General features: G+C 34.8%; 16 protein-coding genes and 1 other RNA gene. 10 read left to right on the top strand and 7 right to left on the bottom strand.

Annotated features, from left to right (window positions below; all coding sequences use genetic code 11):
• Window positions 1-70: 70 nt before the first annotated feature.
• Both ACXR6G_RS18970 and rho read right to left on the bottom strand, forming a co-directional pair.
• Window positions 71-1,261 (bottom strand): ATP-binding protein, encoded by a 1,191-nt coding sequence (locus ACXR6G_RS18970; protein ID WP_458363030.1) that lies wholly within the window; start codon window positions 1,259-1,261, stop codon window positions 71-73.
• Between the two features lie 248 nt (window positions 1,262-1,509).
• Window positions 1,510-3,318 (bottom strand): transcription termination factor Rho, encoded by a 1,809-nt coding sequence (rho, locus tag ACXR6G_RS18975; RefSeq protein WP_458363031.1) that lies wholly within the window; start codon window positions 3,316-3,318, stop codon window positions 1,510-1,512.
• A 455-nt stretch (window positions 3,319-3,773) separates the two neighbouring features.
• Between rho and ACXR6G_RS18980 the strand changes: the two genes are divergently transcribed.
• Window positions 3,774-4,637: a sigma-70 family RNA polymerase sigma factor gene (locus tag ACXR6G_RS18980; RefSeq protein ID WP_458363032.1), complete on the top strand. Its 864-nt coding sequence runs from the start codon at window positions 3,774-3,776 to the stop codon at window positions 4,635-4,637.
• A 177-nt stretch (window positions 4,638-4,814) separates the two neighbouring features.
• Window positions 4,815-5,465 (top strand): ribulose-phosphate 3-epimerase, encoded by a 651-nt coding sequence (rpe, locus tag ACXR6G_RS18985; protein ID WP_458363033.1) that lies wholly within the window; start codon window positions 4,815-4,817, stop codon window positions 5,463-5,465.
• A 54-nt stretch (window positions 5,466-5,519) separates the two neighbouring features.
• On the opposite strand, the gene ACXR6G_RS18990 is transcribed toward rpe, so the two are convergent.
• Window positions 5,520-6,740, bottom strand: a complete 1,221-nt coding sequence (locus ACXR6G_RS18990; RefSeq protein ID WP_458363034.1) for an NAD(P)-dependent oxidoreductase — start codon at window positions 6,738-6,740, stop codon at window positions 5,520-5,522.
• A 150-nt stretch (window positions 6,741-6,890) separates the two neighbouring features.
• Here ACXR6G_RS18990 and ssrA point away from each other — a divergent pair.
• From ssrA to ACXR6G_RS19005, 3 genes are all read left to right on the top strand, one after another.
• Window positions 6,891-7,292, top strand: a transfer-messenger RNA (tmRNA) gene (gene ssrA, locus ACXR6G_RS18995).
• 180 nt (window positions 7,293-7,472) lie between these two features.
• Complete coding sequence (locus ACXR6G_RS19000; protein ID WP_458363035.1) at window positions 7,473-8,705, top strand: site-specific integrase; 1,233 nt, start codon at window positions 7,473-7,475, stop codon at window positions 8,703-8,705.
• The gene (locus tag ACXR6G_RS19005; protein ID WP_458363036.1) at window positions 8,686-9,729 is read left to right on the top strand and encodes a hypothetical protein; all 1,044 of its coding nucleotides are present in this window, start codon (window positions 8,686-8,688) and stop codon (window positions 9,727-9,729) included. Before ACXR6G_RS19000 ends, ACXR6G_RS19005 begins: the two co-directional genes overlap by 20 nt.
• 453 nt (window positions 9,730-10,182) lie before the next feature.
• Here ACXR6G_RS19005 and ACXR6G_RS19010 read toward each other — a convergent pair whose 3' ends face one another.
• The 4 genes from ACXR6G_RS19010 to ACXR6G_RS19025 all read right to left on the bottom strand — a co-directional run bounded on the left by ACXR6G_RS19010 (window position 10,183) and on the right by ACXR6G_RS19025 (window position 13,992).
• Window positions 10,183-11,328, bottom strand: a complete 1,146-nt coding sequence (locus tag ACXR6G_RS19010; RefSeq protein ID WP_458363037.1) for a VapE domain-containing protein — start codon at window positions 11,326-11,328, stop codon at window positions 10,183-10,185.
• A 179-nt stretch (window positions 11,329-11,507) separates the two neighbouring features.
• Entirely contained in the window at window positions 11,508-12,896 is a 1,389-nt protein-coding gene (locus ACXR6G_RS19015) for a DUF5712 family protein (RefSeq protein WP_458363038.1), read from the bottom strand.
• The gene (locus tag ACXR6G_RS19020; protein WP_458363039.1) at window positions 12,877-13,464 is read right to left on the bottom strand and encodes a BfmA/BtgA family mobilization protein; all 588 of its coding nucleotides are present in this window, start codon (window positions 13,462-13,464) and stop codon (window positions 12,877-12,879) included. The genes ACXR6G_RS19015 and ACXR6G_RS19020 overlap by 20 nt, the downstream gene beginning before the upstream one ends.
• Window positions 13,465-13,719: 255 nt before the next feature.
• On the bottom strand, window positions 13,720-13,992 hold the full coding sequence (locus ACXR6G_RS19025; protein WP_458363040.1) for a hypothetical protein: 273 nt from the start codon (window positions 13,990-13,992) through the stop codon (window positions 13,720-13,722).
• Between the two features lie 713 nt (window positions 13,993-14,705).
• On the opposite strand from ACXR6G_RS19025, the gene ACXR6G_RS19030 reads away from it, so the two are divergent.
• The 5 genes from ACXR6G_RS19030 to ACXR6G_RS19050 all read left to right on the top strand — a co-directional run bounded on the left by ACXR6G_RS19030 (window position 14,706) and on the right by ACXR6G_RS19050 (window position 21,978).
• Window positions 14,706-15,968: an anaerobic sulfatase maturase gene (locus ACXR6G_RS19030; protein WP_458363041.1), complete on the top strand. Its 1,263-nt coding sequence runs from the start codon at window positions 14,706-14,708 to the stop codon at window positions 15,966-15,968.
• A 1,022-nt stretch (window positions 15,969-16,990) separates the two neighbouring features.
• Window positions 16,991-17,533, top strand: a complete 543-nt coding sequence (locus ACXR6G_RS19035; protein WP_458363042.1) for a UpxY family transcription antiterminator — start codon at window positions 16,991-16,993, stop codon at window positions 17,531-17,533.
• A 406-nt stretch (window positions 17,534-17,939) separates the two neighbouring features.
• Complete coding sequence (locus tag ACXR6G_RS19040) at window positions 17,940-19,235, top strand: nucleotide sugar dehydrogenase (protein WP_458363043.1); 1,296 nt, start codon at window positions 17,940-17,942, stop codon at window positions 19,233-19,235.
• A 174-nt stretch (window positions 19,236-19,409) separates the two neighbouring features.
• Complete coding sequence (locus tag ACXR6G_RS19045; protein WP_458363044.1) at window positions 19,410-20,465, top strand: SDR family oxidoreductase; 1,056 nt, start codon at window positions 19,410-19,412, stop codon at window positions 20,463-20,465.
• 22 nt (window positions 20,466-20,487) lie between these two features.
• The gene (locus ACXR6G_RS19050) at window positions 20,488-21,978 is read left to right on the top strand and encodes an oligosaccharide flippase family protein (protein ID WP_458363045.1); all 1,491 of its coding nucleotides are present in this window, start codon (window positions 20,488-20,490) and stop codon (window positions 21,976-21,978) included.
• The last annotated feature ends 5 nt before the right edge of the window (window positions 21,979-21,983 follow it).

The following is a 21,983-nucleotide window of genomic DNA, read 5'->3' on the forward strand; positions in this document are numbered from 1 at the left end:
ATGGTAGATTGTATATATTTATTATAATAAATATCAATTTGTAAAGACACAGCTCTGTGTCAGTATTGCACTAATAAAGAAAGCCGAATAACCATAATGGGATTGTGTTGCCTTTGCCACGTTCAATCATGTCGGCAGCAACAAAATAATCTTCCGTTCTAAACTTAGGCTCTATGTCAACTGAACTTCCTTTTATTTCAAAATTGAATTTCTGATCAACTTTAAAATGACCTCTATCGGTACTGGTTAAAACACTTCCTACACCCACTTGGTTGTAGAAAAATGTTTCGCGTAAGCTATTTTCTGAAACACTATCAGGTGAAATAGCATAAAGTAAATTCGTATTATGCAAATACACCTTGTTCGGCTTTTTTAACTTTTCGTCTTCTTCTTCCGACGTATTCAATAAATGAATCAAACGAGCATTTTTTAAATATCTCAAGTAATTCATAATGGTTGCTCTTGATGTTTCAACATCGTTGGCAAGCTTGCTCACATTAGGCTGAAAAGGCACATTGCAAGCAATTATATAGAGTAGCTTCTTTAGTTTGGTTAAGTATTTTAACTCAATCTGATTCAGATAAGTGATATCGAACTCAAGCATTAGGTTGATAATCTTAAGTAGATTATCGATAAAGCTTTTCTCTTCGAGGTAGCAAGGGTAATAGCCAAATTTCAAATAATCATTGAAAAAAGCTAATGGACGAACCTTTGATAAAACTTCTTCAACAATTACCTCATGATTCTCAACGATCTCTTTTAAAGTATAGCGCTTAAAATCGCAACCTGCTTCATGATTTAAAAATTCACGAAAGGAAAGACCGTTTAAATAATAAATAGAAACGCAATCTTTTATATGTTCGTTCGTTTTAACTCTAAGTATTGATGAGGCCGTGAAAATAATTTGAAGATCAGAATAGTTGTCGTAACAAACACGAAGATCTTCAGCCCACTCAGGGTACTTATGAATTTGATCAAGAAGTAAGGTTTTTCCTCCTTTTTTGTAGAATTCATCTACAAAGGAAACTAAGCCTCGTTCTGTGAAAAATAAATTGTTTAGGTTGATATATAAGCAAGACTTATCGTTCTCTCGATTGTTTTCTCTAATATAGTCCAGAAGGAAAGTGGTTTTTCCCACACCTCTAGATCCTTTAATAACAATTAAGCGATGGCTCCAGTCAATTTCTTTACCGAGCTCACGTTTAATTGTGCTTCTTTTATTTTTGAGTAAACTACAATGAGTTTGTAATAGAGTATTCATCTGTTATAAATTTGCCTTACAAATCTAAAGAATAAAAATGCGCAATTGTAATCTTGAGATTGCAATTTCAGGTTTGAATTGTAATTTATACTTGGTAAAAATAAAAAAGGAACAATGCTGTTTAGCACTGTTCCTTTTTATGTAATAAGCTTAAAGCTTTATAATTCAGTTATGAAGGCTGATATCCCCTGGTTTTAATACTTAGTCACTCGTTTTGGACTTAAAGGGGAATCTTAGTTCAATAATAATTATCTGTCATTCATTGAAACTAAGAACTCTTCATTCGAACGAGTCTTACGCATTCTGTCACTAATAAACTGCATAGCTTCAACAGAATTCATATCCGTTAAGAAGTTTCTTAGTACCCAAATACGATTCAATTGAGCTTCGTCAAGCAATAGATCTTCGCGACGAGTACTCGATGCAGTAAGATCAACAGCTGGGTAAATACGCTTGTTAGATAATTTACGATCTAACTGAAGTTCCATATTACCAGTTCCTTTAAATTCTTCGAAGATAACTTCATCCATCTTCGATCCAGTATCTGTTAATGCAGTTGCCAGGATAGTTAATGAACCACCATTCTCGATATTACGAGCAGCACCAAAGAAACGTTTAGGTTTGTGAAGAGCATTCGCATCAACACCACCTGAAAGAACCTTACCTGATGCAGGAGAAACTGTATTGTAAGCACGAGCCAGACGTGTAATCGAATCCAATAGGATAACGACATCGTGTCCACACTCAACCATACGTTTCGCTTTCTCTAAAACGATGTTAGCAACACGTACGTGACGTTCTGCAGGCTCATCGAAAGTAGAAGAAATCACTTCAGCATTTACTGATCGTGCCATATCGGTAACCTCTTCAGGACGTTCATCGATCAATAGAATGATCATATAAGCCTCAGGGTTGTTAGCCGCAATAGCATTGGCTATTTCTTTTAATAGGACAGTTTTACCTGTCTTAGGTTGTGCAACGATCAAACCACGTTGACCTTTACCAATAGGAGCGAACAAATCAACTACACGAGTTGAAATACTGCTTTTTCCTTTTCCAGTTAAGTTGAATTTCTCATCTGGGAAAAGTGGTGTCAAGTGTTCAAACGGTACGCGGTCACGAATAACTTCAGGTAAACGACCGTTAATTTTCTCAACCTTAATAAGAGGGAAATATTTTTCGCCTTCTTTAGGAGGACGAATTGTTCCTTGAACTGTATCACCCGTTTTTAAACCAAATAGTTTGATTTGAGATTGTGACACATAAATATCGTCAGGTGAGTTCAAATAGTTGAAATCTGACGAACGAAGGAAACCGTAACCATCTTGCATGATTTCAAGTACCCCAGAGTTACTGATGATACCATCAAATTCGAATGGTCTTTCTTTTTCACGACGCTCAAAACGTTTTTTGCCTTGAGGCGCTCTATCTTGGTTTCTTTCTTTCGGTGCTCTTTCTTGAGCTGGTTTCTCCTGTGGCGTATTCTCCTTAGAAATTACTTCTTGTGGAGCTTCAACTTCTTGTGGAGCAGCTTCCTCTTTTTTTGTTTCCTGAGAAACAGGTTCAGATTTCACTTGTTCTTTAGAAACCACTTCTTTAGTCTCTTCAGTTTCTTTCACCACTTTTTCAACAGGACGATTTTCTTCACGTCTTCTGCGAGGATTTGGTTTGCGAACTTCTCTAACTTCTTTCTTTTCTGCAGGAGCTGCAGCAGGAGTAGGAGCAGAAGTCGTAGTAGGAGCAGGAGTTTCTGAAACTTCAGTTGTTTTCTCTACATTTTCAGCTTCTGGCTTCTCTGTAGGTTTTCTTTTTTTGCGCAGAATTGATTTACGAGGTTCCTCTTTAGTAGCCTGGTCATCATCTTTTTTATTGCTGCGTTTGCGTATAGCTTTTTTATCAGAACTTTTCATTTCTGAAGCTACAATGGCTTGTTGGTCAAGAATTTTATAGATTAAGTCTTGCTTTTTAAAGGACTCGATTTTTTTGATGTTAAGTTCTTTAGCAATCTCTTTCAATTCGGGCACAAGCTTCTTGTTTAATTCAAGAATGTCGTACATAAACAATATTGTTAGATATTTTGGATTTTATAATTTGATAGAAATATTATCTTCTAGGGATTTGATTTTTCGATCTCAGAAAGTGAAATCTACTGGAATTCTCTTGCAATATTACACAATAACTTACAAAACACAAAAAAAAAGAAGCCATAATGTTATTATTGAGTTATCTACACCTTAGTTGTCTCATTAGATTCACTTAATTATGCTTCCTATATATTTTGTTTAGTGTGATATTTACTTCATGTTTAGAGGATTCAGAGCTTTATTTATGAATTCGTGTTTACGTATAATAAATTATAATAATTAGTGCCCCTCACCAATTCTAAATTAGCTAAAAAGGTGAAAATTATAGGTTTATGATTTTGATTATTACAATAAATTCTATTTCTTTAAGATATGAGTTTAAAATATTTGATGTTTTTTATCAGATGACCTAAATCCCCTTACCGAATATGAGACAACTGAAAATTACGAAGCAAGTTACCAACAGAGAGACCCCGTCTTTGGACCGTTACTTGCAAGAAATTGGCAAAGTAGACCTTGTAACTGCCGAAGAGGAGGTAGCTTTAGCCCGGGAAATAAAGAAAGGAAGTAAAACGGCATTGAATCGTTTGATTAAGGCGAATTTAAGGTTTGTTGTTTCGGTATCTAAGCAATATCAAAATCAAGGACTAAGTCTTTCTGATTTGATTAATGAAGGCAATTTGGGCTTAATTAAAGCCGCTCAACGTTTCGATGAAACACGTGGTTTTAAATTTATATCTTATGCCGTTTGGTGGATTCGTCAATCTTTATTGCAAGCCTTGGCAGAGCAATCTCGAATTGTAAGATTACCTCTGAATAAAATCGGATCGATAAATAAAATTAGTAAAACCCTTGCTCTACTTGAGCAGGAATATCAACGTGAGCCTTCACCCGATGAAATAGCTAATGTTTTAGATATGAGCCCAAAGGATGTGAAAGATGCGATTAGGGCTTCTGGTCGTCAGGTCTCAATGGATGCACCAATTAATGCTGAAGAGGATAATACCTTATATGATATTCTCTTAAGTACTGACGATATTGGACCAGATATAACATTACTAAAAGATTCTTTGATTATTGAAATTGAGCGTTCACTTTCAACATTGTCGAACAGAGAAGCGACCATTATTCGCATGTATTTTGGTTTAAAGGGCAATCCGCCCTGTTCATTGGAAGAAATTGGTAAGGAATTTGATCTGACTCGTGAACGTGTGCGTCAGATAAAAGAAAAAGCAATCAAAAAAATGAAATCGACTTTTAGATCTAAAATATTGAAGACTTATTTGGGATAGAACGTTTTGAGTTAGTGGATAGGTTTTTGAGTAAAATAATAGAGAAGTGTATTGCAGTTTATTCTGACAGTACACTTTTTTGATTTTAAAAAACGAGGGCTTTAAATTAATTTAGAAAGATAAGTTCTGTAAAATCTTTTATCTTTGCTGCATAACAAATAAAAGCCCCTTATACAGATGCAAACATTAATATCACCTTCATTACTAGCGGCAGATTTCATGAATTTGAAAGCCGATATAGATATGGTAAACAATAGTGATGCCGATTGGTTTCACCTAGATATCATGGATGGCGTTTTCGTGCCAAATATTTCTTATGGTCTTCCTTTAGTTTCGCAAATCAGTAAGATTGCTAAGAAACCACTTGATGTACATTTGATGATTGTAGATCCAGATCGTTATATTGAAGCTTTCAAGAAAGCGGGTTCTGATATTCTAACAGTTCACTACGAGGCTTGTACGCACTTACACCGTACCGTTCAGAATATTCATTCTCATGACATGAAAGCAGGCGTTTCTCTTAATCCTCATACACCCATTTCTGTGCTTGAAGATATTATTCAAGATATCGATTTGGTTTTATTGATGAGTGTAAACCCAGGCTTTGGAGGTCAGAGTTTTATTGAAAACACCTATACTAAGATTGAAAAACTTAAAGCTTTAATTGCTGAGAAGAATACGGATGTGATTATCGAAATTGATGGTGGTGTAAACTTAGAGACTGGTAAGAAATTAGTTGAAGCTGGAGCTGATGCTTTGGTTGCAGGTAGCTTTGTTTTCAACTCAACGAATCCAACACAAACTATTGCTGATCTAAAGCAATTATAAATTATAATCGAAAGATATTTGAAAGCCCAATCTTATTAGGATTGGGCTTTTGCTTTATTCTGTTTTGAGGACAAAATCTTGCAAATAACTAAATGCCGTTGTTAGCTGTCCATCTCTGGTAATACTAGCTCGTTCTATAATTTGATTATCAATATCGCCTAATAAAGCTGGGAAAACATGCTCGGTTAAAGCTTTCCCAAAATCTTCAGAAGATTCGCGGGGTAATTCTCCAGGTAAATTATCTACAGCCATTACTGTTACATTTCTTTTGTCGACAAAAGGTATTGCTTCCTCTCCTGTAAATCGGTCATATCCGTAAAAAGATGATGCAATCGTAGATGGGCGTAATGTTGACGGAATTGGCCCGTTAACATCACAACTAACATCGGCAATTACAGAAATATTGAAATCATCCTCCCTATATTCTTCAGGTTTAATAAATTTTGGTGATTTTGGATCCCAGTAATGACAGGCTATAAACAAATCGGTAGTCTTGGTAAATGGCTTGAATGTTGAACGATACATCTCTGGGTGATCGTAGAAGTGTTGAAGTTTAAATTCATTTCCATCAATTCGCTCAACGTAATTTTCGGGATCTATCCTACAAACTACGGGTTCATTATACTCTTTGTGTAAAAAATCTTTAGGAGAAACCTCTTTTAGGTTTAATACCCGAATGGTTTGCATAGCTCCCATCGCTACTCTACCACCACCCGTAATCAAAATTTTTATAGGTTTCAGACTAATCTTTTTCAGATGTCTGTACATCTCATCCATATTAAGGCAGGATCTTGCTGGTGGCAGATCGAAAGAATCGGTGCGCATACCTCGTGCACGTAATGCTTTGTATGCGCCTACCACACCAGCCCAATAACCGAAAGCGACTATTCGTTTGCCTTTATCATTGCACAGGTATTCGTAATCGATAAGGGTGATATTGCGTTTTAAAATTTCCTGAAGGAGTTTTCGATTATAAGCTTGTTTTTTTGCAGTATGTGAGAAGAAAATGTATTTTTTGTTGGGGATGAGGGTTGGTATAGTCACCTCTTTAACTCCAATTAGAATATCACATTCTCGTAAGTCCTCAGTTAAAAAAAAACCTGCTTTACGGTATTCAGCATCGGTGTAACAGCGAATATCGCTGGGTTGAATAAATATGCTAATGTTGGGATGTGATTTTAATATATTCAAGCCTTGTTGAGGCGTAATGGCTACTCTTCTGTCGGGTGGATTCTTGGTTTCGCGAAGTACTCCAATGCGTGTGGGTCTAATCATTATTTTAGTGTGTGTGGTTAAATTTAGATTTTGAAGATCAATTATTAATATCGATTTCCATTAAGGATCACCAATTTAATAATAATAGATAAGTTTTCGAAGAAAAAACAAGCTTAATCCAGTTGAATTTCCTAGCTTTGTACAAATTCTGGGGCTGACGTGGCTTTTGACAGCATGAAGAATTTGTATGTAAGCATGTCGAGCATTGTGTATCTGGCTCGTAAATCTTAGGTCACATCTTTGCAATTGGCGAAAATAACTACGCTCTTGCTGCCTAATCGAATTACAGTAGATTAAGCTTTATCCTTTCTCTAGGAGTCAGGACGAGACATCCCGCTTATGGTTCCACCTTGTTCCGGTAAGTATATGGGATGCTATCAATTCATGGTTAGTTGGCTTCACGCTTTGGGGAGTTGGCGAAATTAAAAAGATAAGGTTTAGTGTCGGGTGTCCTTTCCCTAGCTAGATTCGAAAATTAATAACGGAATATGCATGTAGAAAGCTTATTAATCGCATGTTTGGACCAGGGTTCGATCCCCTGCAGCTCCACGAAATGGAATTCATTCTCCATTAAAATCGCTCAAAGTCTTGACTTTGAGCGATTTTTTTTTACCTTCATAATCAAATATTATTAAAAAGTATCAATATCTAGGATACCTGTTCGGACACCTATCTTTGCTTTTTGAAATAGGTGTCCAGATTATATTAGATTTCTACCGATATTTCTTGATTATGAAATTAGCACTCAGTTTAGGTATTTTATTACATATCCGCAAAGACAAGCTTAATAAGAAAGGGGAGGCTCCAATATTCTTAAGGGTTACTGTTAATGGGAAAAGAGCCGAAATTTCGACCAAGCATTTTGTCGTTCCTGAAAAATGGAATAGTAAGGCAGGCCAAGTAAAAGGAACTAAGGAGGAAATTAAGGCTTTAAATCGATTTTTATTGAGCTTAAAGAGTAAAGCTTACTCAATATACCAAAAGTTGATTGAAGATGATGAAACCGTTACTTCTGCCCTAATTAAAGATTTGTTTTTTGGAAAACAAAAGAAAAGTAAATCAATATTTGAAGTATTCGAAATCCACAATCAAACTGTTAAGGAAAGAGTCGGTATTGACTATTCTGACACAACTTATACTAGATTTAAAACGACTCTCAGTCATGTGAAGAATTTTGTAAAACTTCAATATGGGAAAGACGATTTTTTCTTAAAAGAATTAAACTATCAATTTATTGAAGATCTTGATCACTACCTAAAAACTGTACGCAAATGCAATCACAACACTTCAATAAAGTATATTAAAAACTTTAAGAAAGTTATTTCCCTAGCTATTAAAAGAGAATGGTTGCATAAGGATCCTTTTATACAATTCAGTGTAAAACTTGAAGATACAAAGAGAGTTTATTTATCTCGTGAAGAACTCGATCGACTGGAAAAGAAAGTATTTAGAATCAGAAGGCTTGAAATGATTAGGGATTTCTTTGTTTTTTCATGTTACACAGGATATCCATACAGTGAAATTGAAAAGTTAGCGCCTAATGATATTCAAACTCATTTTGATGGAAGTAAATGGATTATTACTTCAAGAACTAAAAATGACATTCAATCAAATGTTCCATTATTACCAAAGGCAGAAGAGATGATTGAAAAATATAAGAGTCATCCTGAATCAATCTTGCGAGGGAAGCTGTTCCCGATTCCATCAAACGTTAAATATAATGCTTACTTAAAGGAAATTGCAGATTTGTGTGAGATTGAAAAAAACTTAACAACGCACGTAGCACGCCACACTTTTGCAACAACAATCACCTTGAGTAATGATATCTCAATAGAAACAGTTTCAGCTATGCTGGGGCATAAATCAATTAGAACAACACAGATATATGCTAAGGTTGTAGAAGAAAAAGTGTCAAAGGAAATGAATAAACTAAAAAATAAATTTAATGAAAAATATGAAGATTAAATTGACCAAAGTAATTACTTTCTTTAAAAGATTTGTCATTGTAATATTAGATTGGGTTACATTTTATTCACAGGGTAATAAATCTCGTATTATTTATGGGAGGATGATCTCTGAGTATGACCAAATACTAAATTCTTCTTCTGAGAGTTTTACAATTCATGATAGGATAGATACGGTTAATAATAGAATATCTGATATCCAATTTTATTATAAGGGTAGAATAATAGTAAGTGTATTGTTGTTATTTTCAGGTAGTTGTTTGTTGTTGTTTAAATTTCTTGATTTTTTTGGTTCAATCACAGAATTGAATTTATTTTTAATAAAGGCAGTGTTTTACTTAACGTGTTCGGTTCTTTTGTTCATGCCATTAATGTTTTTCAATAAAAGTAAATCACAACGAAAATTAATAGAATACAACGATTATCTTTTGTCTAAACTAGAGGTTTTATCTTCAACTAAAATAAATTCTTCTACAATATCAAACAATACTAATTCTAGTTCCAAGAGAAAAGCCTCAGAAAAAGTTATTTGCGCACCTGTTAAATTTTGTGCCCTATTTCACCTAATGGATGAGAATAATTTGATTACGAGTGATGAAATTATTAAGGTAACAGGTGGGAATCGAAATATTCTAATCCAAGAAATGTTCTCACATATTATGTCTGGAGAGCTTGTAGATTATAAACTAGGTACGATATCTAATCATATCTCTGTAAAGAATGAGAGTGAGTCAGATTTCTTTTATGATAAGTTACTAGGCTACCTTAAAATGTTATACCTAGTCGGTGGCTCATTACTCGAATCGAAGAAAAGTACTTCTCAAAAAACAAATGATGACACAACCAAACTTCTTAGTTTTCTCTCTGATTTTGAAATAACAAAAGCGAAGAGATTAGAAATGGAAATACTACTTAAGATATTTTGTCATTTTAATAATCAACCTAATGTTCAGTATTTTCGATTTTCCAAAGATGAACTGGCTGCATTTAAACAAATTATTTCAACAAGTATTGACTTAAAATAATTGCATAAATGAGATGGATCTTTATTTATAATGGGGTAAATAATCAATTGATAAAAATTTAGCTAGCTATGAAAACGATATGTGAAAAATGTGGTGAGGAAAATGAACTTGTTTTTAAGCCAATCAAAATAGGAACATTTGTAAGCTACTATCTTGTTATTTGCCAAGTTTGTGGTCACAAATTTGAGATTCAAAAAAGTGATTGAAAACTATGAATTAAAGTTATTTTGTAAGTGAGTATCTTACCCTTCTTACCTTGTTACCTAATTTTTTTATAAGTAATGTTTTATCCGATACAAATACGCTGAAACAAGTTACTCAAAGGTTACCATATCTTATTAAGAGAGAATTGTCTTATCCCAATGGTAAGATAGATATACTTATTCTTACCCAAAATAATACCCTGACTATGTAAACGTTACATAGTAGGGTAGGATAGGTAAGATGAGAACTTTAGATTTGTTTTTTTTCAATCAGATAATATCCATAAACACCTTTATATTTTTTCTTTGGAGCATCAATCTGTTTAAGAGCTTTTCCAATCTTAACAACACTTAAATTTAAGTTGATAACCAATTGATTCAATCTAGTTTTGACATCTGTAGCTGTCATAAAATTTTTAGAATTATCAGATTTGTCGACAGAAAAATACTTTTCAACTAATTGTCTTTCTTCTGAAAGACACTGAAAAATTTGATTTCGTGATTCATTTTCTCTAATATCAATCAATGATAAATTGCAATTAAAATCAATTTTCGATAAATGATAGGCCTGAGCATACACTAAATCAATATTGATATTATTAGAATATTCCCAATTGATACCATCAATTTCAAAGCATAACCACCTTACTGAGCCTGTACCATCCATAAGAAAATCCATTTCATTCGTTGAACCAATAAAGCTACATCTTCTAGGAATAACTGAAGTTTTACGTGCATAGGGGAGTCTGTCATTAATTTTCTCCTTAGAGAATAATGCTTTTAAACTATTGATATCATTTTTTGATAGAGTGCTTAACTCATCTAAATTGATTAGGATGTTCGTAGCTAGTGCTATGCGGCTATCTTTGTCAATAGAAATATTCTCTGCTATATAGTTTTCGATAGAAGGTGGGCACAAAAACCTACAGAAAGTTGTTTTACCACTATTTTGATCATTTTGAACGAATATTAAGGCTTGTTTGTTGAAGAATTTATCATCTATGGCAGTTTTAACAAGACGAACCAACCATTTCCTGAATTGTTTCTCAAATGAATTGTGATGCTTAATCTTTATGAATGAAGCTAGTTTTCCAATATGATCGATTCCATCCCAATCAGGGAGATTATAAAAATAATATTCAAAAGGATTGTATTCTGGCACATAGTCTGACTTTAAAAGAGCCAATAGATTTGATATGCTTATATTTATACCTGCTTTTTGCAGTTCAACATACAGACTATTCTCGTTTAATAATTTCCATTTTGACTTATTCTTATTTCGGATTTCAATTTCGATTGAAATAACATTTAATCTCAATTCATATCGTTCATTTATAAATTCTTCAGTAAGATGAAATCTATTTGTAATGATTTTATTTTTCTCAGTTTTTCCCATAGTTTTCTTTAGTTTGTAAACGGTATTGCTTGATTATGCGATGAATATATGCGGCCTTGTTGTTTTTATCATGTTATAATTAGGGTGTGGAATTCTTATCCACATAGTTTGTTAAACCACATAGAGGCAAATTTTAATCGCAGAATTTTTAGTTAATTATTTAGGGTAGGATGGATTTCTCACATTCTCAGACGCCTTCTTTTCTTTTTGCGTTTTAATTCCTCTTCATCATTTTCAAATTCGTCACTAGATATATAATTTGAATTTATATTTAGCTTTATTAATTGTGAGAAGTTACTTGCAGTAGATCCTGAATTCTCAGATCTCGTTCCGGTTGAGCTTTCTGATTGGTTTAAAACGAAACGAGTTGGATCATTACCGATATCTTTTGATTCTGAAATATACTCTTGAAGTACCAATAGCCCTTTATTTACCCCACCATTAAAGCCTTTAATAGTTTCTTTTTGTAATAGCTTATTATGATCAAGTTGAGCATCTTCAGGAAGTCTTTTATTTAATTGATTAATTAAATATTTAAGCCTAGCGTGCTTAAAACTCTGAGGTAATTCTTTGTAAGGCTTGTTCAAAAACTCAATATATTTGATAATATAAAGTGTTAAGTCTCCACGTAATTCAGGATCTTTCTTGAGTTTCTGGTTTAGATTTATTAATGCGTGATATGTATTGCCATTCCATTGATTGTTAGCAGCTGTTTTCAAGATAAGATCTTTGTCCAGGATTCTTTTCTGTTCTTTATGTCCAAAGCGAATAAACTGTATTAATTTGATTAATTTTTTCTCCTTATCATCGTTGGATAATTGAGAATATTCAATTTCCTTGATTCGTTTCTTTTCTTCTCCAGCTATTAAATTATAGCGTTTCCCAAGTTCGCCGTTCTTCATTTTATTTTGACTGTCGTATGTTTGTACAGTAGGGCGATTATAATTAAACATCTGGTCAAATTTCTTCTCGCAGGCTATGGTAAATAGCTCTCGATCGAAACCACCTCTTACAGGTCCTGAATTAGTTGACCTATGGTTAGTTTTTGGAGAGAGTTTCTGTTTGTTGTCCAATGTCTTACGTCCTATTATGAAGTGGGTGTGAATTTGTGTTGAGTCAATTATTTTATCACCAATTTTTGCTTCGCCACTTATTACTTTTGGATCCTCTGCTTTTCGATATCGATTCATTTCTAGTTTAGCAAACCAGTTGAGGTCATTGATTGTAAGCCCTTCTCTATTGAAATTCGCAGCATATAGCTTAATAACTTCAATTGTGTAAGCCTTAATTGCTTTGATATCATTATTAAGGAAAGACAATTCTTCCTGTGATAAATTGATCGATCCTGAGTAAAATTTCGCATCGTCTTTAGATAAACCTTGTTTTAAACCATCGATGCTATTAACAACTTCATAATCTGGGATTAAATTGTTGAGGTGATTAAAAAAGAACTCCATGTCATAAATTTTTCGATGTATATTTTCTTTTTCTAAGTAATTCACTAAGCTCCTGCAGCTACCTTTGTTTGATGAAGTGCCTTTAGTGGCATCAAATTTTGTAATTGGCATAATTTTTTTTGATTTTATAAATTCGTTCGACATCTTCTTTCTTATAATCCATCATACCTTTATTTATCAAAAGTTGACTTGCAGCATGTTGCATTTCAAAAACTTGATCGATTTGAAAAATCTGATGTTCATATCGTTCTTTCGCAACAATGTCCTCGTTTTTTAAGATATTTATAAGCTTTCCAAAGCTCTGTTCTAGCTTATATACCTGTTTCCCTATCTCACCATAAAGATCTTTGTGTGCATCTATAAGATTATCGATTTGGAGATTAAAATTTGTTTCTCTTAACCTCCTCTCTATAACTATCATATTGTTAAGTAATGGATTCAGGCGTTTTTCTTCATGAGTGCGTATAAATCCTATTATTTGGTCTAAGCGTTTACGTAATTTATTAATCTCATATTGAACGGAAGTAGGTGGTTCGCATGGGCTAATTGGAGTATTTGAAAAGTATATTATACATGCATTTATGAAATCGACTTGACTCATGCTATGTTTAATTGCCAGTTTTTTTAATTGTTCTTTTTCTGGGTTACCTATATTAGTTGTTGTTAGTTTTGTAGTCATTTTAATATATAGTTATATTAATAATTGTATTGATATTCAGGTTGATATGGCTTTTGAAATGATGGGTTTAAGAAAGTTAGTATATTGTGACCTTTTCATGTATATGAAAACCAGTGATTTATAGTAAAAAGAATTTTGAGAACCGGACTCTGTCCTGTTCCTACTAGCTCCCTTCTTTTTATATCAGAACCTGTTTGTTGATTTGAGAATATTTATAATATTTCAAATTTCTTTTATTGATCTATAAGAAATAAATTACAATTCCTTTAAATGGCTAAACTTGTGTTCGGATATGAATTTTTCTACATCTTTTTTATCGTATAAATAATTCCCATTATCCATTCGAATGAACGGTAGTCCCATTGTCCTGAATTTAGATAGCGTATTGGCTTTTACTCTGAGTGCTTTACTTAATTCCTTTCCTGTGAATATTATTAATTCACTTTTAAATTTTGTTTCAATTGCATCCAGCAATTCAGTTTGGAACTCTTTAAAATCCCTTTTTGTAACAATAGTAACGTCTGACATAGCTTTAATTTTAATTAGATAATGAATTTTGTGCTCTAGTATAGGATTGAATTTATTCTTATCAAATGAAGTGATTTTAAGCTTTATGATTAGTGAAACCGAGTGAGGTGGAATGAATTCATTCGGTTTCACTCATATGTAATATGCAGACTTGCAGGCTCTTGTGTGTACGATTGGTTTTTGCGATAAAATCAATGTTTTTAATGGATAATAATAGAAGATGATGGGGGAAGTGGAATTTTAAGGGAAGCGAGATAGCCTATACGCAAACCAAACGCAGTCTCGATACGGATATGGATAATACCATTTCTTCACTTAAGGTGATTGATATGAAAACATACGATTAGGCTAAAAAATGAGCCTTTTCAACTAAGACAAAAAGCTTGCTTCCAAATTGGGTGCAAACCTTTTTTTTGCTCTATCAGCTCTTGTATGCCATTAATACCGATTTGCAATCAAAATGTCGCTTATGTGCGCTTCGCTTCTTAAGCTCCTATGATTGTCACTCGGCATTATACCACGCATTTTGATATTAAAATGGTATAAAATAGCAATAATGAACTAATTTTAGACCTATTCTGAACGATAAGGGCACCTATAGATAATAGGTTTGTAAGTATATTTACCATGACAAATTCTTATTCGGAAAGGGATCTGTATTTTTAGATTCCTGGAATTATAATATTTAAGAACATCAACTGCTTCCGATCGTATTGGAGGAGAGAACAGCTTTAGAAATCTATTTTTCAGGCTGTGGAAAAGGAGAAGAAGATATGATTAAAAAACCATTGAATTCGGTCTTGGTGAAACCATCAGGTCCAGATTGTAATCTGAATTGTACTTACTGTTTTTATCTTGAAAAGGCTGGATTGTATCACCAGCAGAAGGTTCACCGTATGGATGATGAAACTCTTGAGATTCTTATTCGACAGGTGATGGAGCAATCTGGACCAGATGTGTCCTTTGGCTGGCAAGGTGGAGAACCCACTCTGATGGGATTGGATTTCTTCAAAAAGGTGATTAAACTACAACAAAAATATGGAAATGGGAAAAACGTTGGAAACGGTTTGCAGACCAACGGACTGCTTTTGAATGAAGAGTGGGCAGATTTTCTGAAAGAATACAACTGGCTTGTGGGCTTGTCATTGGACGGACCTCAGCATATTCACGATCATTACCGCTTAACTCAGGCTGGCAAACCCACCTGGAAAATTGTATCTCGCAATGCTAAAATGTTATTGGAAAGAGGTGTTGCAACCAATGTTCTGACTTGTTTGACCGATCATTCGGCCGACCATATTGAGGAGATTTACAACTACCATAAAGAGCTGGGCTTTGATTATATGCAGTTTATCCCTATTGTGGAAACCGATAAGGAAAATCCAAGACAGGCGGCTTCCTTTTCACTTTCACCAGAAAAATATGGAGAGGTTCTTTGTAAGCTATGGGATCTTTGGATTAAGGACTTTAAGAATGGTATACCCACGACTTCAGTGCGTCATTTCGATTCTATTTTCCCTACTTATGTCGGTATTCCATCTCCTGAATGTACACTTCAGAAGGAATGTGGTGTTTACACCGTTATTGAACACAATGGCGATGTCTATTCCTGTGATTTCTTTGTGGATCCTAAATGGAAGTTGGGTAATATCAAGGAGAAGAAGATTATCAACATGCTGAATTCCAAAAAACAACATGAGTTTGGCTGCATTAAGGCTAATTTACCTCGCAAATGTAAAATTTGTCCTTACTTGAAACACTGCTTTGGCGGTTGTACCAAAGATCGCGTAAAGGATCCTAAATTCAACGGAATGCCTCGTTTTTGTGCTTCCTACAAGATGTTCTTTGCTCATGCTCACTCACAACTTCAGGAGATGGGGAAAAACTGGATCGCTCAGCAGATGCGAATCCAAGAGCAGGCAGAAGCTCAACAAAGCGGAGGAACCTATAATGCCTTTAATGATTTTGTAAAGTAAAGAGGCGGAGAGGAACCATATCTCAGGAAATGAGTAAGAATTAAAGCTGAAAGCATTTGCTCTGGCTAAAATTTCCAGAAATAAACCAGACAGCTATTCGGATACCTTTAGTGTGTAATTGTTTGATAATTAATGATTGTGGTATTGGCCTCGATCCCCTGCTGCTGCACTGGGATGAACTCAAACTTCGTGAAATAGCATCAAACCCTCTTATACCCTTTGGTTTAAGAGGGTTTTGTTTTCACCTTCATTTCAAAATGAGCTCAAATTCACTCCATATTTGAATAACTCATTCGGATACCTATTTCGTAAAATCACTTTAGCTGTCTAATTGTAGCAGCGTTTATAAAGTAATATTTGAAGATGTATCTGCAAGGAAAGAAGTTATGTTTTTGGGGATTGTACTGACTCTCTACTATAAAAGTAATGATTATCATTTCTCACTGCTTTGCCGCTTTTTATTCCCCAAATGAAATAGCACTTCCAAAGGGGACTCAACCCATATTTTTGTCTTAGTTTAATTTTCCAAATAAGGCTTATTTTCTAGAATCATAGTCTATTAGTGATGTTTTACTAAATGAAGGAAAACCTCTATTATTTATGCAAAGCTTTGCACTCTTTAAAGCCAGTATAATATTAACATAATTTCGATATTAAGATGTTTATATCTGATAAATATAAAAGTTAGTCTAGTGTTTTCTTTATGTTTATGTAGTAATAAGAGCGTTTCGTCAATAAGTTGCACCTGTTTATAACTTGACAGATTTGACAACTTTTATTGGGGATTTTAAATGTACTTTTGTTCGCTCTCTATAAAAAGCTTGCTTTTTTCAGAGAAATTCTATTCCACATAAATAAAATCGTGTAATTGGCTGGTGTTCAAAACCCTAGTTCAGTTGCCTTTTTTTTGTAAAACGATAACAGGCCATAAAGGATTTATGGGACTGAAGGGGCGAAGCTGTATCAGCAGCACACTAAAACGGGCATTTTAACCTGGGGATTGAACCCAAAAGACTAAAGCATTGCAGACAATAAAACGCCAATATAAATGGCATGCCATATATACCCGCTCTCGATCGGAGAGGAAGTTGTACGAGGAGCTTGCAGCTATGGGTGTGGATTGTTATCTGCCCCTTAAAAAGGAGTTGCGTGTGTGGAGCGATCGTGAAAAATGGGTAGAGAGCCCACTTTTTCCCTCCTATGTTTTTATTAGGGTGAGCGAGCGAGAGTACCATCAAGCTATACATTCTACATGGGCTGTGCGCTATGTCTCCTTTGGAGGAAAAGCCGTTATCATTCCTGAATCGCAAATTAAAGGACTCAAGGCTTTCCTGGCTGATCAGGATCGTGAAGTTGAAGTAAGCGCTCGCAGTTTTAAGAAAGGCGAACAGCTCGAAGTCACATCAGGACCTTTAAAAGGTGTGCTGGGAGAATTGATCCAAATTCGCGGTCAACACCGACTTGTACTTCGCTTCGAAAGCCTGGGCTGCTGCGTACTTGCCGAGATTTCATCGGATGAGGTAGAACAGATGAAGGCTACAGAGGCAGGAGCAATGGCATCCTAAATTTAATTGTAGAAAAGTATAAAAGTATAAAAGTAGAAACGTGTAAAGGTATAAAGGTAGGGATCTGCATTTTCACTCTTTAACTCCCGTCCCGATGGATTAGGATCGGGATTAACTCTTTCACTCTTTTACTTTTTCACTCTTTTACTTTTTCACCCTTTCACTTTTTCACCCTTTAACTTTTACTCTTGCTGAGCGGAGTCGAAGCATACATTTTAACCACTCATTATTAATTACTCATTACTAATTGAAAAAAAACATGCTCCAAAAACTAATACAAGAAGCTGCACAGGAACTCGATATGGGACACTTGGAGGCGGCTGCAAAATTAATCGATCAAGTCCTCGAAGTAGAGGAAGCTTAGATTATATAATTAACAAATCAAAAAATACACAAAGAATACCTCATGAACAATTCTAATCCTAAAATTGCAGTAATCGGGCTCGGTTACGTAGGCCTGCCTTTGGCTGTTGAATTTGCGAAAAAGTACCCTGTAGTTGGTTTTGATATCAAGCAGGATCGTGTCAATGAATTAAACGGTGGTACAGACTCTACCTTAGAGGTGGATGATGCAAATTTGAAATCTGTTTTGCGAGATGAGTATTCTGGAGATGATAATGGTTTGTTTTTAACGACACAAAAGGAAGACTTGGCTAATTGCAACTACTATATTGTAACGGTTCCAACACCTACCGACAAGAATAACCGCCCGGTTTTAACTCCTTTGGTAAAAGCATCTGAAACGATAGGCGCAGTTCTAAAAGAGAATGATATTGTTATTTATGAGTCTACAGTTTATCCTGGTGCTACCGAAGAGGATTGTGTTCCTGTTCTAGAGCAATCATCAGGCATGACCTTTAATAAGGACTTTTTTGTGGGTTACTCGCCTGAACGTATCAATCCGGGTGATAAGGAACATACGGTAACCAAAATTAAGAAGGTGACTTCCGGTTCCAATCCTGAAACAGGTATCAAGGTAGATGAATTGTACAAATCGATAATTGTAGCAGGAACGCATTTGGCACCAAGCATCAAAGTTGCCGAAGCTGCAAAAGTTATTGAAAACTCACAACGTGATATCAATATTGCTTTTGTGAACGAGTTGGCGAAGATTTTCAGTAATATGAATATTGATACCCGCGCGGTACTGGAAGCAGCCGGAACAAAATGGAACTTTCTGCCATTCACACCAGGCTTGGTAGGCGGACACTGTATTGGTGTTGATCCTTACTATTTGGCACAAAAGGCACAGGAAACGGGTTACAATCCTGAAATTATTCTTGCAGGTCGTCGTTTGAACGATGGCATGGGTGCTTGGGTCGCTTCTCAGGTGGTGAAGTTGATGATTAAAAAAGGACAAGCCGTAAGGAATTCTAAAATATTGGTATTGGGAATCACTTTTAAAGAGAATTGTCCTGATATTCGCAACACTAAAGCCATTGACGTCATCAACGAGCTAAAGGAATACGGATCGCAGGTAGATGTGTACGACCCTTGGGCCGATAATAAGGAGGTGAAAGCCGAGTACGGATTGGATTTGGTCGACAGCATCACCGAACACAAATACGACGGAGTGGTTTTGGCCGTCTCTCATAATGAATTCAAAGACTTGGACTTATCAGTATTGCGTAACGGACACGATGCGGTTATTTACGACATCAAGGGCATCTGGGAGAAGGACTTGGTTGACGGTAGACTTTAAAAGTTTACTATTACCAAATTATTTCTGTCCACAAATCACACTAATTATCACTAATTAAATTTGTGTTCATTTGTGTAATTCGTGGACGAACTACTGCCACAGGCAGCTTTTAATCTGTGGATAAAATAAGTTGAGTTCGCTTGCGGACTATTTTAAGAAATATTAGTGGAGAAAATGAATAGAATAATAAAAGATTCCAAGGTTTTAGTAACAGGAGGAGCAGGCTTTATCGGCTCAAACCTATGCGAAGCACTCCTTGAACAAAATAATGAAGTTGTTTGCCTGGATAACTTTATGACTGGCCACCGCCATAACATAGAACCCTTCCTGAGCAAACCCAACTTCACCCTTATTGAAGGGGATATCCGCAACTATGAGGATTGCCAAAAAGCAGTAGTAGGTGTGGACTATGTATTGCACCAGGCAGCCCTTGGTTCGGTGCCCCGTTCTATTGTTGACCCAATGACTGCTACTGATGTGAACATTGGTGGTTTTGTGAAAATGCTATTTGCAGCTAAAGAGGCAGGAGTAAAACGTTTTGTTTACGCAGCTTCTTCTTCAACTTATGGCGACTCTAAAGCCTTACCAAAGGTGGAGCATAAAATTGGGAATGCTCTTTCGCCTTACGCCATTACCAAGTATGTGGATGAATTGTATGCCAAGAACTTTAGCGACTTGTATGGTATTGAAACCATTGGTTTGCGTTATTTCAACGTTTTTGGCCGCCGACAGGATCCTAACGGTGCTTATGCTGCCGTCATTCCTTTGTTTGTAAAGAAATTTATGGACCATGAATCGCCGGTGATTAATGGAGATGGCACTTTTTCTCGCGACTTTACCTATATCGATAATGTGATTCAGGCTAACCAGCTTGCAGCTATCACACCAACCGAAAAAATAAAGGAAAGAGCTAAGGCTTACTATTCAAAATACGAACAAAATAATACCTGGGTATACACTAATAGTGTATTAGCTGAAGTTTTCAACGTTGCATTTGGTGACCGTACCGACTTAAATGAATTAATTGATTCACTTAAGACTAATCTTGCAACATTCGATGCTGAAATTGCAAGGGTGGAAATTCTACATGGCCCTACACGAGCTGGTGATATACCACATTCATTGGCTTCCATTGAAAAAGGGCGCACACTGTTAGTTTATGACCCTAAATTTTCAATAAAAGAGGGAATAAAAGAAGCTACTGAATGGTATTGGAAGAATTTGAAATAAAAAACAATTATTGTTATTAATTATGAGCCAACTAAAAAAAGGAGCACTATTATCCTATGCAACCATTATAATTACGAACTTAGTTGGTTTGGTACTGACTCCTTTTGTAGTACACAAGCTAGGAGACTCAGAGTATGGGTTATATCTATTAATAGGCTCATTCGTCGCTTATTTATCCTTGATGGATTTAGGACTAAACAATACCATTGTTCGTTTTGTATCAAAATACCGGGCAGAAAAAGATTTATTGGGCGAACGGAAGTTTCTAGGCACAACAATGCTAATTTATCTTGCCATATCTACTATTTTAGTTATCGTAGGTATTTGTTTATATATTAATCTCGATAAAATATTTGGACAATCACTATCTCTTGGGCAGATGGCAGCTGCAAAAATAATGTTTCTAATACTTATATTTAACGTTGCTATTACCCTACCAGGGGGAACTTTTACGGCTCTTTGTACGGCTTATGGTGAATTTGTGTTTCCCAGAGCTTTAGGTATCATTAAATATCTATTGAGAGCCGCAACGGTTTATGCTATACTGACGATGGGTGGAAAGTCCATTTCATTAGTTGTAATTGATACAATCTTCAGTTTATTAGTCATTTTAATTACGTTTTATTACTGTGTTTCAAAGCTAAAAGTAAAATTTGTATTTAAAGAAAGTAATAAAGATGTGATAAGGAAGATTTTTAAATATTCAATTTGGATTTTTATTTTGGGTCTAATAAGGTCTTTTCAATGGAATGCTGGACAGATCATTTTAGGCATAAACGAAAACACGGTTATTGTAGCAATATTTGGTATTGGATTGATGCTAGGTGGCTATTTTGGCGCCTTTTCCGGGGTAATTAATACTTTATTATTACCAAAAGCAGCACAAATGATTATTATCAGTAATTCACCTAAAGAATTAACAGACACGATGATAAAGGTTGGGCGAATAAATATTTTTATATCTCTATTAATTTTATCTGGATTTATTGTGTTAGGAAAGGAGTTTATTCTATTATGGGTAGGAGAATCCTATTTAGAATCATGGAATATTGCTTTAATTATTATGTTTGCCACTTGTATTCCTTTAACTCAGAGTTTTGGAATGTCAATACTTGAAATTAAGGATAAGGTCAAATATAGAGCCATTGGAACGTTAATTAGTACAAGCATTGCGGTTCTTTTGGGCTATTTCCTTTCAACAGATTATGGATTCTACGGCATTTTAATTCCTATTGCTGTAGCAATGTTTATAAATACAATTATCAACAATGTGCTTTTTGTAATTTATTTCAAATTTCAAATTGTAACATTTTATAAAAAAACATTCTTATTTCAAATTGTTTATACTCTTGTTTTTGTTGGAGTTGGAGTATTATTTAAAACTAATCTAGTTATAGATTCATGGTTTAAATTTGTAGTAGCAGGCGGAAGCTACTCCATATTATATGTTTTATTTTATTCAATTTTACTCTTAACTAAAGAAGAAAAAAGTTATCTAAGCAAAAGAATATAATTATT

The sequence above is a fragment of the Ancylomarina sp. YFZ004 genome (genome assembly GCF_054254355.1).